Source organism: Thermoleptolyngbya oregonensis NK1-22 (assembly GCF_032705245.1).
GTDB lineage: Bacteria > Cyanobacteriota > Cyanobacteriia > Elainellales > Elainellaceae > Thermoleptolyngbya > Thermoleptolyngbya sichuanensis.
On sequence record NZ_CP053540.1, the window covers coordinates 1,960,991 to 1,975,106 of the forward strand.

General features: G+C 57.1%; 14 protein-coding genes. 8 read left to right on the plus strand and 6 right to left on the minus strand.

Features of this window, described 5'->3' with window-relative positions:
- Window positions 1-164: 164 nt before the first annotated feature.
- Window positions 165-476, plus strand: a complete 312-nt coding sequence (locus HNI00_RS08530) for a hypothetical protein (RefSeq protein ID WP_316792469.1) — start codon at window positions 165-167, stop codon at window positions 474-476.
- A 39-nt stretch (window positions 477-515) separates the two neighbouring features.
- Here the strand turns inward: HNI00_RS08530 and ruvC are convergent, their stop codons facing one another.
- The 3 genes from ruvC to HNI00_RS08545 all read right to left on the minus strand — a co-directional run bounded on the left by ruvC (window position 516) and on the right by HNI00_RS08545 (window position 3,510).
- Complete coding sequence (gene ruvC / locus HNI00_RS08535) at window positions 516-1,004, minus strand: crossover junction endodeoxyribonuclease RuvC (RefSeq protein ID WP_316792471.1); 489 nt, start codon at window positions 1,002-1,004, stop codon at window positions 516-518.
- Between the two features lie 148 nt (window positions 1,005-1,152).
- Window positions 1,153-2,247 (minus strand): magnesium chelatase ATPase subunit I, encoded by a 1,095-nt coding sequence (gene bchI / locus HNI00_RS08540; protein WP_316792472.1) that lies wholly within the window; start codon window positions 2,245-2,247, stop codon window positions 1,153-1,155.
- Window positions 2,248-2,382: 135 nt separating this feature from the next.
- On the minus strand, window positions 2,383-3,510 hold the full coding sequence (locus HNI00_RS08545) for a calcium/sodium antiporter (protein ID WP_316792473.1): 1,128 nt from the start codon (window positions 3,508-3,510) through the stop codon (window positions 2,383-2,385).
- Between the two features lie 289 nt (window positions 3,511-3,799).
- Between HNI00_RS08545 and HNI00_RS08550 the strand changes: the two genes are divergently transcribed.
- Both HNI00_RS08550 and HNI00_RS08555 read left to right on the plus strand, forming a co-directional pair.
- Window positions 3,800-4,417, plus strand: coding sequence for a hypothetical protein (locus HNI00_RS08550; RefSeq protein WP_316792475.1), 618 nt, complete (start codon window positions 3,800-3,802; stop codon window positions 4,415-4,417).
- A gap of 251 nt (window positions 4,418-4,668) precedes the next feature.
- Window positions 4,669-5,289: a hypothetical protein gene (locus tag HNI00_RS08555; RefSeq protein ID WP_316792477.1), complete on the plus strand. Its 621-nt coding sequence runs from the start codon at window positions 4,669-4,671 to the stop codon at window positions 5,287-5,289.
- A gap of 38 nt (window positions 5,290-5,327) precedes the next feature.
- On the opposite strand, the gene HNI00_RS08560 is transcribed toward HNI00_RS08555, so the two are convergent.
- Entirely contained in the window at window positions 5,328-5,720 is a 393-nt protein-coding gene (locus tag HNI00_RS08560) for a winged helix-turn-helix transcriptional regulator (protein WP_316792479.1), read from the minus strand.
- 293 nt (window positions 5,721-6,013) lie between these two features.
- On the opposite strand from HNI00_RS08560, the gene HNI00_RS08565 reads away from it, so the two are divergent.
- The 3 genes from HNI00_RS08565 (at window position 6,014) to guaA (ending at window position 10,173) form a co-directional block, all read left to right on the plus strand.
- Window positions 6,014-6,595, plus strand: coding sequence for a flavodoxin family protein (locus HNI00_RS08565; RefSeq protein ID WP_172353906.1), 582 nt, complete (start codon window positions 6,014-6,016; stop codon window positions 6,593-6,595).
- Window positions 6,596-6,604: 9 nt separating this feature from the next.
- Entirely contained in the window at window positions 6,605-7,774 is a 1,170-nt protein-coding gene (cbiD, locus tag HNI00_RS08570) for a cobalt-precorrin-5B (C(1))-methyltransferase CbiD (RefSeq protein WP_316792483.1), read from the plus strand.
- An 851-nt stretch (window positions 7,775-8,625) separates the two neighbouring features.
- Entirely contained in the window at window positions 8,626-10,173 is a 1,548-nt protein-coding gene (gene guaA, locus HNI00_RS08575) for a glutamine-hydrolyzing GMP synthase (protein ID WP_297077503.1), read from the plus strand.
- A gap of 148 nt (window positions 10,174-10,321) precedes the next feature.
- Here guaA and HNI00_RS08580 read toward each other — a convergent pair whose 3' ends face one another.
- On the minus strand, window positions 10,322-10,525 hold the full coding sequence (locus HNI00_RS08580) for a hypothetical protein (protein ID WP_316792487.1): 204 nt from the start codon (window positions 10,523-10,525) through the stop codon (window positions 10,322-10,324).
- Between the two features lie 370 nt (window positions 10,526-10,895).
- Here HNI00_RS08580 and HNI00_RS08585 point away from each other — a divergent pair, with 370 nt between their 5' ends.
- Window positions 10,896-13,406 (plus strand): DUF8082 domain-containing protein, encoded by a 2,511-nt coding sequence (locus HNI00_RS08585; RefSeq protein WP_316792489.1) that lies wholly within the window; start codon window positions 10,896-10,898, stop codon window positions 13,404-13,406.
- 16 nt (window positions 13,407-13,422) lie between these two features.
- Here HNI00_RS08585 and HNI00_RS08590 read toward each other — a convergent pair whose 3' ends face one another.
- Complete coding sequence (locus HNI00_RS08590) at window positions 13,423-13,653, minus strand: helix-turn-helix domain-containing protein (RefSeq protein ID WP_420156334.1); 231 nt, start codon at window positions 13,651-13,653, stop codon at window positions 13,423-13,425.
- Window positions 13,654-13,839: 186 nt separating this feature from the next.
- Here HNI00_RS08590 and HNI00_RS08595 point away from each other — a divergent pair, with 186 nt between their 5' ends.
- Window positions 13,840-14,091 carry a hypothetical protein gene (locus tag HNI00_RS08595; protein WP_316792492.1) on the plus strand — a complete coding sequence of 84 codons (252 nt, stop codon included), beginning with the start codon at window positions 13,840-13,842 and terminating at the stop codon, window positions 14,089-14,091.
- Window positions 14,092-14,116 lie beyond the last annotated feature (25 nt).

The following is a 14,116-nucleotide window of genomic DNA, read 5'->3' on the forward strand; positions in this document are numbered from 1 at the left end:
ATTTTCAGGGATGCTGTAGGGTATTTTGAAGCATGAATTTTGATAGCAGAGCTTTAGACCAGATTTTGAGTGTTTTTGAGTCTTTCTGACGTTGTTTAGCTCAAGCTGTTTAGCTCAAGCTGTTTAGCTCAAGTTGTTTAGCTCAAGCTGATTTCAGGATAGCTATGACAGAACGTATCCCCCGCTCCGTACATTACACTACGCTGAATCTGTTGAAGGTTTTGGCGGCGAAGGGTGATCCGGATGCGATCGCCGCTCTCCAGCGTTCCGACGAAGCCGACATTGAAATTGTAGATGACGACAGTGAAGGGGAAATCCTGATCCAGGTGCAGGACGAAAGTTCTACCTACCTGATTACTGAGCATGGGGTCAGCAGGCTAGATAGCACGGGCGACCTGCTGGAGGCCTGGGGGATTAAGCCGGAGGATTTGAACCATCTTCAGGATGAAGATCCGAATATGTCGGATGAAGCGTAGTGCCTGCTTAGGTTTAGAGCGATCGCTTCGAGGCTGAACTCACCGCTGGAACCAGGCGGCAAGGGCGATCGCCAGCGCATCGGCTGCGTCGTCTGGCTTGGGGATGGTCGCCAGCGATAGCTCCCGGGCCACTGCTTCCTGCACCGCGAGTTTGTCAGCATTGCCATAGCCCGTGAGCGCTTGTTTGACTTGGGCGGGCGTGAATTCTACTACAGGTAGCTTGTGCTGTGCCAACACCAGTGCAATTACGCCCCGCGCTTGGGCAACCGCAATCGTATTGCCCATGCGATAGAAAAACAGCTTTTCCAGGGCAATCAGGTCGGGTTTGACCGTATTCAGCAGGTCATGCAGGTCGTCGAAGATGGTGCAAAGGCGATCGCCCATGTCGGTTCCCGCTGGGGTGCGAATCACGCCAAAATCCAGCACCTCCACTCGATCGGCAGATCGGAGGCCGAAACCCGACTCGCAGCGCAGCGCTCCAAAGCCGAGAGTCGCCAGGCCGGGGTCTAGCCCAAGGATGTGGGTCATGCGGGGGAGTGGGGGGCGTGTCGATTTTGGATTTATTTTGGATTTTAGATTTGCGATTTTGGATTGTTGGTCAGAGTGTTAGTCCAAGGTTCTCTACAAGTTCTCTATGAGTTTCGCTAGCAGGAAGTTTCGCTAGCGAGAAGTTGCGCTAGCGGGCAACGGCCGCGCCGTTTTGGATGGCTTCTTCCGATAGCCCAAAGACCTGCCCAAAGACCTTATCGACCTTGTAGCCCGAATCGATCGACTCCAGCGGGTCTTTCCGCAGGCGATGGCGCAGGCAAAGGCCGATGACGCGGCGAATGTCCTGTTCGGTGACCTCGGTGCGACCTTCAAAAGCGGCGATCGCCTTCGAGGCGCGGTTGGTCACGATGTCGCCCCGCAATCCATCCACATCTAGCTCAGCACACACCTGAGAGATTTTTACCTTTAGCTCTCGGTCAATGGTCACCGACGACAGCCGCGCCTGGGCATCGACGATTTGCTTTTGCAGCGCGTCTTGCTGGGCTTGATGCTTTGCCAAAAACGCCTTCGGATTTTGGTCAAACTCGGAGCGCTGCTCCACGATATCGACCCGCAGCGAGGGATCTTTGACCGTGCGGATTTCTGCGTGCATTCCAAAGCGGTCGAGCAATTGGGGTCGCAACTCGCCCTCTTCGGGGTTGCCCGACCCCACCAGCACAAACCGGGCTGGGTGGCGAATCGAAATGCCCTCGCGCTCTACGGTGTTCCAGCCGGAAGCCGCTGAGTCCAGCAGCACGTCCACCAAGTGGTCGTCCAGCAGGTTTACTTCGTCTACGTATAAAATGCCACGATTCGCCTTAGCCAAAAGCCCCGGCTCGAAGGCTTTCACGCCTTCTGACAGCGCCTTTTCGATGTCGATAGTGCCGCAGACGCGATCCTCCGTCGCCCCCAGCGGCAAATCGACCATGATCACTTTGCGATGGGACACGGGCAAGGTTTCACCTGCGCTGAGCCGCCGCCGCACGTCGTCGCTCATCAGGTCGGGGTCGGTGGGGGAACTGCCGAAGGGGTCATCGGCAACGACCTCAATTTCGGGCAGCAGGTCGGCCAGGGCCCGAATGGTGGTGGTTTTGCCCGTGCCGCGATCGCCCATGATCATCACCCCGCCAATTTTGGGGTCGATCACGTTCAGCAGCAGGGCCAGCTTCATTTCTTCTTGCCCCACGATCGCCGTGAAGGGAAACACCGCCCGTTGGGGCATGGCTTGTGTTGCAGAAGTCATTTCAGAAAAACTCACGGAACCCCCTAACGGGTATTAACAGCAGTATTCTCCATTCTCTCACAGGCGGGGAAGGGAGACCCCAGAAGCGCTGCACGTTTTGCTGGAGGGCTGAGCAAGGTGGAACGAACCGATTGACTATCGGGTCGGCGGATCTTCGGCGGAGGAGATTTGCTGCTTGCGATGGCGAGAGCGGCGGAGTTCGCGCAGGGTTACGACGGCAATCGTCAAAACCGTGATTGGCAGCACAAACCAGAACATGGCCTGGCTAAAGAGCGGCAGGATGGCGTGCTGGGTGGAGCGGAGAATGAGATACAGCGTGTAGGCGGCGTAGTATCCGATAAAAACTGCACCTTCCCAGCGAGTAATCAGGTTGCCCGTGAAAAAGATGGGTAGACAGGCGATCGCCACGGCCAGCATCACCAGCCCATCGAAGCGCAGCACCGCATCAGACACGGCCAGACCCGCCGGGGAAACGGCGGCCGAAAGGCCCAGCACGGCAAGAATATTGAAAATATTGCTGCCGACCACGTTGCCCACGGCAATGTCGCGTTCGCCCTTGAAGCTGGCGACGACGGAGGTGGCTAATTCGGGCAGAGACGTTCCCGCAGCCACAATCGTCAGGCCAATGACCAACTCGCTGACACCAATGGAGCGAGCAATAATAACCGAGCTATCCACCAGCCAGCGGGAACCCAAGACCAGCAGCACCAGCCCACCCACAATGTAAGCTAGGTTAATCAGCCAGACTAGGGCGGCTGGGCGATCGCCCCGCTCTCCTGCGCCATACTGCTCGTATTCTTGCTGCACATCTAGGTTTTGCTCCTTGCGGCTCTGATAAATCAGAAACAGCGTGTAGGCGATCGCCCCAGCAAACAGCACCACGCCATCCGAGCGCCCAATTCGCCCATCCAGCCCAAACAGCAGCATCAGAAACGATACGCCAATCATGATCGGCACGTCCAGCCGAATCAACTGCTGAGCGACTACCAGCGGAGCCACCAGCGCCGACACGCCCAAGATCAGCAGCACGTTGAAAATATTGCTGCCGACCACGTTGCCCACTGCAATATCAGCCTGTCCTGCGTAGCTCGATAGGATACTGACCGCCATCTCTGGAGCGCTAGTCCCGTAGGCAACAATGGTTAGCCCAATAACAAGTGGCGAAATTCCGGCGATCGCCGCCAGCTTGGATGCGCCGCGAACCAGTATCTCCGCTCCAATTACCAGCAGGACGAGGCCTGCTATCAGCATTGCAATGACCATTCGTTTTCGTTAAGCCGGGAAAATTTTCAGAAACCTTTATTTTATCTCGGTATCTCTTTGTCCGTCGCAAGGGCAATCTGAAAGAAGACAGACTCAGGCAGGCGATACAACTCACAAAACCCAGGCATTGACTCTGCATTGTGGGGCATCACATTGCGGGGCATCACATTGCGGGGCATCACATTGCAGGGCATCACATTGTGGGGCATTACGGGGCATCACATTGTGGGGCATTGTTTGCCTGACCGAGCTTCAACGTTCACCTTTCCCCAACCTTACTAAACCTATCATGACGATTCCTCCTCAGCAGGTTCATCCGACTCGGCCTCAGAGAATAACACCAGCTTCACGAATCAGGGCGATCGCCCTGGCTGCGGCTATTGGTTTACTTGGGGCAGTCGGCGCAACGGTCGGGGTACGTCCGGCGATCGCCTGTGAGTATGGCAACTGGGTAGAACCCTCTAGAGAAACCCGGCGCTACGAAAACATGCAGCTTGGGGTGGCATTTCAGATTCCTGCCAACTATCGCGCGATGGGACGGCAGGGCGGTCAGGCCAGCATTATGAACCCCACAAACTACGACTACATCCAGTGCATTACGCGATCAGGCTATGGAGAAGGCGGTTGGTTTGCGAGTGTGGAACTGAATGTGGATGGTGTTCCCACGGGCAGCCGGGGGCTGGAGCAAGCTATTCGAGCAAATCACACCTGGCTAGACTCGCAGATTCGTTTGGTGAATCAGGGCGGCAAGGAATTGGCAGTCTACCTCTACACCGATCAGCATGACGAAATTGAAGTCGCCAACATCGCCTTTTTCACTCCCGATCAGCGGCGCATTGTCACGATCAGCGGGCCGCAGGATGATCCGGTGTTTCAGCGGGCGATCGCCACTTTGGAACTGCGATAGCCCTGCGATCGGTCAACGCATTTCTTAGGAATAGGGTTAATCACGTCACTCAGTCCGCCTGGAACCTTCTCTGGGCGGACATTGCATGTCTTGGCATCGGCGTGATACCGCTGCTGATTGTCTGGGCAATCTGAGAGGAAGGGACAGACAGGGCGATCGCTCGAACCGATCAGCCCCTATTCACCTAGCCGTACCGCTGGGATCTGCTCCCTTAAGCATTCATTCTCACTTCTTCATCTAGAAAACCGGTTATGACACTTTCTCCTCAGCAGTTGCCCTCACACTGGTTCTCGAAAATTATGCTGACTGCACCCCTCAAGGCGATCGCCCTGGCTGCGGCTATTGGTGTATTTGGGGCAGTCGGCGCAACGGTCGGGGTACGTCCGGCGATCGCCAGTGAGTGTCCCGATTCTGTAGAACCGTCTAGAGAAACCCGGCGCTACGAAAATACGGAGCTTGGGTTTGCATTCCAGATTCCCGCTAACTATCGAGCCATGCGATGGGTCAACTTTCGGGATGGGATTAGCATTATGAACCCCTCAACCTATGATTGCATCAGAAGAATAGGGCCTCCCCAGAGCGCAGGCTGGTTTTGGAGCGTAGATTTGACCATAGAACCAGTGCCCGCAGGCAGACGCAGCCTAGAGCGAGCATTACGAGCTGTCAATACCTTTTTGGTCAACGAGCCAATTCAGATCATGACCATAGATGGTAAGGAAGTGGCAAGATACACCTACTTTGACAACCACGACAGCGTTGAAGTCATCAACCTTGCTTTCTTCACACCCGATCGGCGGCGCATCGTAACGCTGAGTGGCCCAGAAGATGATCCAGTGTTTCAGCGGGCGATCGCCACTTTGGAACTGCGATAGCCCTGCGATCGCGTAGGCATTTCCAGCAATAGCATGGCTCAGTCCGCCTGGGGCACGTTCTCCGGGCGGGCATCGTAGCGATCGCGGGCGGCGGCGATTTCGGGGTGATGCGTTTCGGCCCAGGCGATGAGCTGCTGCACGGGGACTAAGAGCGATCGCCCCAGTTCGCTCAGTTCATATTCCACACGCGGCGGCACAGAGGGATATACCCGGCGCGTAATGTAGCCGTCGCGCTCCAAATGTCGCAGGGTTTGGGTCAGCATTCGCTGCGACACATCGCCGATCGCCCGCTTGATGTCCATAAACCGCAGCTTGCCATCCGCCAGCGTACACAGGATCAGCAAACTCCACTTGTCGCCGATGCGATCCAGCACATCGCGCACGGGGCAAGATTCCGCTTCCTGGGGCGTGGTCGCAGTTACCCGCAGCATACTGACTTACCTCAAAGTGCTGTCTTGTTTCAGTCGGTATATCTGTTATACGCTAAAACTGAACTTGGTTACGAAATGAGACTAAGTATCGTCTGGTAATTGAATCTGGTTGGCATTTGGTTGGCCTCTAGTTGGCATTTGGTTGGCAGTTTGTCTCATTCCACCTGATCCATCCAACCTGATTTATCCAAGCTGATTCATCCAACCCGATTCATACGCCATGCCTCAAAACTACTGAATCTCAAAACCACTGATCTCACAACCACTGAACAGACATTTCAAAGGACGCAGTTATGCCGACAGTTGCAGTTGTCTATTTTTCGGGTACGGGCCATACGAAGCTCATGGCAGAAGCAGTGGCGGCAGGGGCAAGCCAGGTTCCTGGCACCGAGGTCAAGCTGCTGCAAATTACGGGTGAGCAAATTGTCAACGGCCGCTGGCAAGATCCGGGCATTTTGGAAGAACTGAATCGCGCCGACGGCATCATCTTTGGGTCGCCGACCTACATGGGCGGCGTGGCGGCTCAGTTCAAGGCGTTCGTGGATGCGGCCAGCGCCGTGTGGGCCCAGCAGGGCTGGAAGGACAAAATCGCGGGCGGCTTTACCCACTCTGGCTCTCCCAGCGGCGACAAGCAGGGCACGCTGCTCTACCTCGCCATCAACGCTTCCCAGCACAGCATGGTCTGGGTTGGCAATTCAGAAATGGGCTACAACAACGAGGGCGTGAATCGGCTGGGGTCGTTCCTGGGCGTGATGGGCTTTACGGTGCCCGACTTTTCGGGGCAGACCCCAGCGACCCTCGATGAGGGCGATCGCCTCACGTCCGAGCGCTACGGCCGCCGCATTGCCGAAGCCGTCCAGCGCTGGAAGCGTTAGCATTGGCGCATGACCGCGCCGTTTTCTAAGACCCCTTCTGCGCGGGCAGGCTATACTCTGCCCGTGTTTGCCTGTGCGGGGGCGATCGCCGCGCTGCGCCACCTGCACGACGACCCGCCCTCGCCCCAGAGCGTCACCCTCGACCTGATCACCCCCGCCCAAACCGCCGAAATTCCCATCGAGCAGGTGGCCCGCCTCGGCCCCACCACCGCCCTCGCCATCACCCGCAGCGACCCCGGCGACAATCTCGACCTAACCCGCAACACGCCGATCTGGAGCATTGTTGAGATCCGGCAGCGAGGATCAGGAGTCGGCAAGCAAGACTCTCCCCTCCCCGCCATCACCCTAGAGGGCGGTGAAGGACTCGGCCGCCAGGTCAACGCCGAGAATCGGCCCGCCATCTATGCCTACGCCCGCACCCTGCTGCTGGCCAATCTGGAGCCGCTGCTGCGGCCAGGGGAGGTCATCGGCGTGACGATTGTGCTGCCGGAGGGGCGATCGCTCGCTACGCGCACTTCCAATGCCGCCTTTGGGGTAGTCGAGGGGCTATCGCTGCTGGGCACGTCGGGCATTTCCCAGCCCCTCAGCGCACTAGGGCAACTGGAAGACTTTCGAGCGGTGCTGCGGCAAAAATCGGCGACGCATTCGGCGCTGGTGTTTTGCCTGGGGGAAAACGGTCTGGATCTAGCAAGCAAGCTGGGGATCGATCCCGGCTGCGTGGTGAAAACGGCAAACTGGCTGGGGCCGCTGCTGGTGGAGGCGGGAATGCAGGGGGTAGAATCCATCCTGCTGTTTGGCTATCACGGCAAGCTGATGAAGCTGGCAGGCGGCATTTTCCACACGCACCACCACGTTGCCGACGGGCGGCAGGAAATTTTTGCGGCACACTGCGCGATCGCCGGCCTGCCGACCTCAGACGTGCAGCAGATCTTTGCCTGCGAAACGGCAGAGGCCGCGCTGAAGTATTTGCAAACCCTCGATGCGGACACCGGAAGCGACTGGGTGGGGCGTGTGTATGGGGCGATCGCCCAAACCATCGACCAGCGCTCATCAGCGTATATTCGCACCCACAGCGATCGCCCAGTGCGGGTGGGGTCAATCCTGTTTGGACGCGATCGCCAGATCATTGCGAAAAGCGAATTAGGGTCTGCAATTTTGTCCCAGGTTTTGTTAAGCTAACTGAAATATTAAAGTCAACTTTTGTTTATCTCGATACATTCTCTCGTCGGATCGGTTGCGCTGTTTCGCCCGTCCAGCGGACTGGGTTCCGGATAGGTGCTGGATAAAGACGGCAACTGGCTCCAAGTTTGAACCGTCAAAATCCGACCTTCAGAATCTATTTATCTAAATTTTGGTTCGTCTGTGCGACGATGCTGGGAATTCCCCCCGCATTTCGCAGCGTTTACGGCTCATCTGGCAAACGGCTAATCTAGCCGCTGATTTAGCCTCTGCTCTAGCCTAATGATTAAGCGCGATCGCAGGGTGTATCCCAACTTTTGTAACCCTCATCCTAAATCCCTTTCCCAAAGCGGGAGAGGGACTTCCAATCCGGCTCCCCTTCTCCCGACCTGGGAGAAGGGGTTGGGGGATGAAGGCAGATTGGGTGATCCCACTTTTGTAACCCTCACCCTAAACCCCTCTCCCAAAGCGGGAGAGGGACTTCCAATCCGGCTCCTCTTCTCCCGATCTGGGAGAAGGGGTTGGGGGATGAGGGCAGATTGAAAGTTGCACATCACGTTAGACTTGTGTGCCTTTATTGCCAGCTTTGCCGCCTCAGAATCCCATACCCTTAGTGGTTTGAGTCCGGCAAGTTGAGTCCGGCGAATTGAGTCCGGCGAGTTGAGTCCGGCGAGAAAAACTGTTCGTCAACGTTTCGTGCTTCGCCCTGCGACTTTATCCCTCTTTATTCCACTGCTCTAGCCGTTTGGTATCTGCTTCCTACCCCTTCGTTTTCTCCAGGATCTACCGTGACTCCCCAAGTTGATTCCCTCTCCCCCACCGCCGAACCGTCCGCCCATCTTACCCGCCAGATGATCGTCATTCTGGATTTTGGCTCCCAATACTCCGAGCTAATTGCCCGCCGCATTCGCGAAACCCAGGTTTATTCCGAGGTGCTGAGCTATCGCACCACCCCGGAGCAAATTCGGCAACTCAGCCCCAAAGGCATCATCCTGTCGGGTGGGCCTAGCTCGGTATACGACGAGCGGGCCCCCCACTGCGATCCCGAAATTTGGAACTTGGGCATCCCCATCCTGGGGGTGTGCTACGGGATGCAACTGATGGTGCAGCAGCTTGGCGGCGGCGTGGAGCGGGCTGAGCGCGGTGAGTACGGCAAAGCAGCGCTATTTATCGATGATCCCACCGACCTGCTGACCAACGTAGAAGACGGCACGACCATGTGGATGAGCCACGGCGACTCGGTGACGGCAATGCCGGAAGGGTTTGAATTGCTGGCCCATACTGAAAACACGCCCTGTGCGGCGATCGCCCACCACGAGCGCAAACTCTACGGCGTACAGTTTCACCCCGAAGTCGTGCATTCCCTCGGCGGACAGGCCCTCATCCGCAATTTCGTCTATCACATTTGCGAGTGTCAGCCCACCTGGACAACGGCGGCCTTCGTCGAAGAAACCATTCGAGAAATTCGCGCCAAGGTGGGCGACAAGCGGGTGCTGCTGGCGCTGTCAGGCGGGGTCGATTCCTCCACGCTGGCGTTTTTGCTGCATCGGGCGATCGGCGACCAGTTGACCTGCATGTTCATCGACCAGGGCTTCATGCGGAAATATGAGCCGGAGCGCCTGGTCAAGCTGTTTCAAGAGCAGTTCCACATTCCAGTGGAATACATCAATGCACGGGAGCGGTTTCTGGAACGCATTAAGGGCGTGACTGATCCCGAAGAAAAACGAAAGCGGATCGGTCACGAATTTATCCGCGTCTTTGAAGAAGAATCCAAGCGACTCGGCCCCTTTGACTATCTGGCGCAGGGCACGCTCTATCCAGACGTAATCGAGTCGGCAGACACAAACGTAGATCCGCAAACCGGTGAGCGCGTCGCCGTAAAAATCAAGAGCCATCACAATGTCGGCGGCTTGCCCAAAGACCTGCGGTTTAAGCTGGTGGAGCCGCTGCGGAAGCTGTTTAAGGACGAAGTGCGGAAGGTGGGCCGCTCCATTGGGCTGCCGGAAGAAATCGTCAACCGTCACCCGTTCCCTGGCCCCGGTCTGGCAATCCGCATCCTGGGCGAAGTCACGGCTGAGAAGCTGGATATTCTGCGGGATGCTGACCTGATCGTGCGCCAAGAGGTAAACCGCAGCGGCACCTACAGTATGTTCTGGCAGGCGTTTGCGGTGCTGCTGCCGATCCGTAGTGTGGGTGTCATGGGCGACCAGCGAACCTATGCCTACCCCATTGTGCTGCGGTTTGTTTCCAGTGAAGATGGCATGACGGCCGACTGGTCACGCGCTCCCTACGACCTGCTGGAAACCATTTCCAATCGCATCGTCAACGAGGTGCGCGGCGTGAATCGAGTCGTGTATGATATTACCTCTAAGCCGCCTGGAACCATTGAGTGGGAATAGGCAAGTCCTTGCGCTCTGGCGTGCGAGGGTTTGGGGAAGCAAGCGAATCCTGCTGGATGGCTAGCTGGGTGCGGCCAGGGTTGGGGTGTAACTGAAGCGCTCAGGTAAGACGCTCAGGTAAGACGTTCAGGATCGTTTAGGCAGCGCTTTAACACAGGAGGCGCTTCGATGCAGGAGGCGCTTCGACGCAGGCGGAATAGACGCGCAGGACAAGGGCGATCGCCCTCTGAACAGACTCTCCTGTGGCAATGCGGCACGGCACGGTTTGCGGACGCATGTTTGCCAGTGCATATTCGGTGACGCATATATCGGTGACGCATATTTTGTGACGCATCAAGACATAGCCAGCCATAGCGCCCCGGGCAATCCCTATTCTGAACAGAGGTACTAGTTTTCCACAAAAGCCTGTGGAAAACCTGTGTTTATCTGTGGAAAACTCCTCTTTTATGTGGAAAAAGGGGGAGACTATTGGTATGTTCACTTATATTTTTAAGGTGGAAAAATTGTTCTGTAGGGGCGATCGCCCATCTTTTTCCCGCTTCTTTCCTCGCTTCTGCAACCAAGCTCCCCCTTAATTGCGACAGGGTGGCCCACTGAATCCTGACCGACACAACTAGAGAACAGCGGTAGAGTGGAAGCAGCGCATCTGCCATCGGCTTCCGATTTTGTCGTCCGGTTTATTCTGTATTCTCCCGGTTCATCCCGTTCCCTCTGTGCTGGCTATGGATGCTGGAGCCTCCCCACAACCGAGTTCTTCTAATTTGGGCCAGCGGGCCATGGCGGTCGTGCTGGTCACAGACGCGGTGGGCTACAACTCGCGCATGGCCGACGACCCGGAGCATACCCTCAGCCTGATCCGGCGCGACTTGCAAACAATGCGTCAGCTTTGCCAGCAGTTTGAAGGAATCGTGCTGAAATCGCTGGAAGACGGGCTGGTGATGTACTTCGTCAGCACCGATCGAGCCGTAAACTGTGCCATCGAAATCCAGCGGTCAATGGCGCAGCTTTTGCAAGAACTGCCCGAAGACGACGTGCTGAGCCATCGCATCGGCATTCACCTGGGCGAGGTCGTCGTGCAGGCGAACGATGTGACCGGGCAGGCGGTGACTGTGGCGACGCGGCTCCAGGAAGAAGCGGCTCCACGCGGCATCTGTATGTCGCAGTCGGTCTACGACTCTGTAAAATCGAGGATTTCCCTGAGCGCGTCCTATGTGGGGTCGCTGAAGCTCAAGAACCTGCAAGAAGCGATTCAGGCCTATCAGATCACGCCCGCTGTTCCGGCCAACGTCACCCCCGGCGGCAGCCCCATCGAGGAATCGGAGCTAACCCTGGGCACGCTGATCAACAGCCGCTACCGAATTCAGCGGGTGCTGGGGCAGGGCGGCTTTGGGCGGACGTATCTTGCGTCTGATGAACACTGCTTCGGCGATGCCTGCGTGCTAAAGGAGTTTGTACCCGCCAGCCGCACAGAATACGTCGTGCAAAAGTCGCGGGAACTGTTTGAACGCGAGGCGCGGGTGCTGTATCAGATTAATCACCCGCAGATTCCTCGGTTTTTGGCGTGGCTGACCGACCGGGGACGGCTGTTTCTAGTGCAAGAGTACATTGACGGCAAGACCTACGGCCAGCTTTTGCAAGAGCGCCAGCGGCGAGGAGAGCCGCCCTTTTCGGAAGCGGAAATTGTGCAGTGGCTCTGTGATTTGCTGCCGGTGCTGGAGTATCTGCACGGCTTGAATATCTTGCACCGCGACATTTCTCCTGAAAACATTATGCTGCCCAAGGGCCAGACCCATCCGGTGCTGATCGACTTTGGGCTGGTCAAGCAGACCGTCAGCCAGATCCTTTCGGCGGCGGGCAGCAGTCCAGGCAGCGCCCAGGCTTCGGTGGTGGGCAAGTTTGGCTATTCTCCGCCAGAGCAAATTCGCATGGGGCAATGCTATCCATGCAGCGACCTGTATGCGCTGGGGGTGAGTGCGGTGGTGCTGCTGACGGGGCAAGATCTGAGCGTGCTGATGGAGCATACGTCGCTGGAGTGGCGCTGGCGGGAGTATGCCCCTGTGAGCGATCGCCTCGTGCGGATTCTCGATCGGCTGCTGTCGGAAAAGCCGAAGGATCGCTACCAGACGGCGCGGGAGGTGCTGAGCGATCTGCGGGTGCTGTCGCTGCCAGAGGTCAACGAAGACCGCCTGATCGAGGTGCAAATTGATTTAGACCAGAGCAAGCGCCAGCGACAGGTGGATGAAATCGTGCAGTCGGCGTTTTTCCAAGACCTGATGCAAAACCTCGATCGGTTTCGGGGTGCGTTTGATTCGCTGGTGGCGGAGCCAGGACAGTCGGCACAGCCATCGGCAGCCGTGCCCGTCGAGCATCTTGACAGTTCGCTGTCAGAATTACCCCCAGAGTCACCTCCAGAGTCATCTCCCGATTCGCCGCCTGCGCCACAGGTGTTGTTCGGCATCTCTGCGATTCAGCCCGGTGTTGTAGAAGAGGCGGTTTGGAGAACGTCGTTTCCTTCGCTGGATGCCGAAGCAGAGGATTTTCCTGAATATGCGGTAGAGGAGTCGATCCCCCTGTCTCCGGCCGCGCCAGACGACGATCGGTTTGACGACAATCGGTTAACCGAGCCGCCCGCCGCAACGGAGTCGCCCTTTACTGAACCGCCGCCCGCCACACTCCAGCACACGATTGAAATGCCGCTGGCAGACACCAGCGTTCCCCCGCTCCAGCCCCGCGTGTCTGTGCGCTGGCTGGAGGCGTGTCGTCGGGAACTGGCGGAGTGTATTGGCCCGATGGCGAAACTGCTGCTGGACTCGGTGCTGGCCAAGCAAACGGGGCTATCGGCAGAGGCGCTGGTGGAGGCGATCGCCACGAGAATTCCCAACCCTGCCCAGGCAAGCCAGTTTCGCAGCCGTATGCAAAATCGGGCGATCGCCGCTCTGTTGGACGCTCCCGACCCCCCGCCGCCGCCCGTTTCGACGGACGAAGCCGTCCCCAACCCCCAGCATCCGCCCCAGGAGTCTGCACTGGGCGCAGCGGTGGGTGAGCCATTTTTGACGCAGTGCCGTCAGGCGCTCTCGGAGGCGATTGGCCCAATGGCAGGACTTGTCTTGTGGGATGTGGTGGCTCGACATCCAAACGCAGGCTCGGCGGAACTGGTGGAGGCGATCGCCACGAAGATCCCCAATCCCCAAGCGGCAGCAGCATTTCGGCAACGCCTGAAGCCTTTGATGTAAACCCTTGATGTAAACACTAGGGGCTATCGTTTTGTAAGTAAAGCTGGATAAACATCTCGGCCGCTGCTGGGTCAATCTTTTGCAGCGCAGCCCGGATAGCAAGAACAGAGTCGGCAGATGGGTCAACCATTTCAAAAACCCAGCGATGAATATTAGAGCGTGAAATCCCCATCGTGACTGCCAGCTTGTTTTGGCTGATGCTATAGGTTTTTAGCACCTGCCGGAGGGCTGCGCCTGCTTTTGACATGCCTAGGATTACGTCACAATTCTGTGACAAGATGATTGTTCCAAATTTGGACAGTCTCCAGCTATAATGGAATTGATCCAAATTTGGATCACCCATGTCTGCCCAAAAGCGAAGAGCCAATGCGTTGCAGCGACCAACTTCTCTGCACTGGCTCTTGGCTCCAATTTGCAATGGAGTAATCTTATTATGACCTATCAAGAACGGCTAAATTCCTGGCTAGTGGTGCATTTGCGTCCAGATTATCGCTGGGCGATCGCCGCTCGGTTTCATCGCCGCTCAGATGCCGACGGCTATGCTCAGTTGTTGCGCCAAAGGAGTCCAGGAGCCTTGTTCTGGGTCGTCTTTGACTCCACAAATAGACAAAAAATTGGACAAACAGACCCACTCTCCAGCCCGCCAGCGCTCTGTCGCCTCAATCCTGACTTGCTAAAACCCTAGTTCTACAGACCGGGTTCCGCAAACC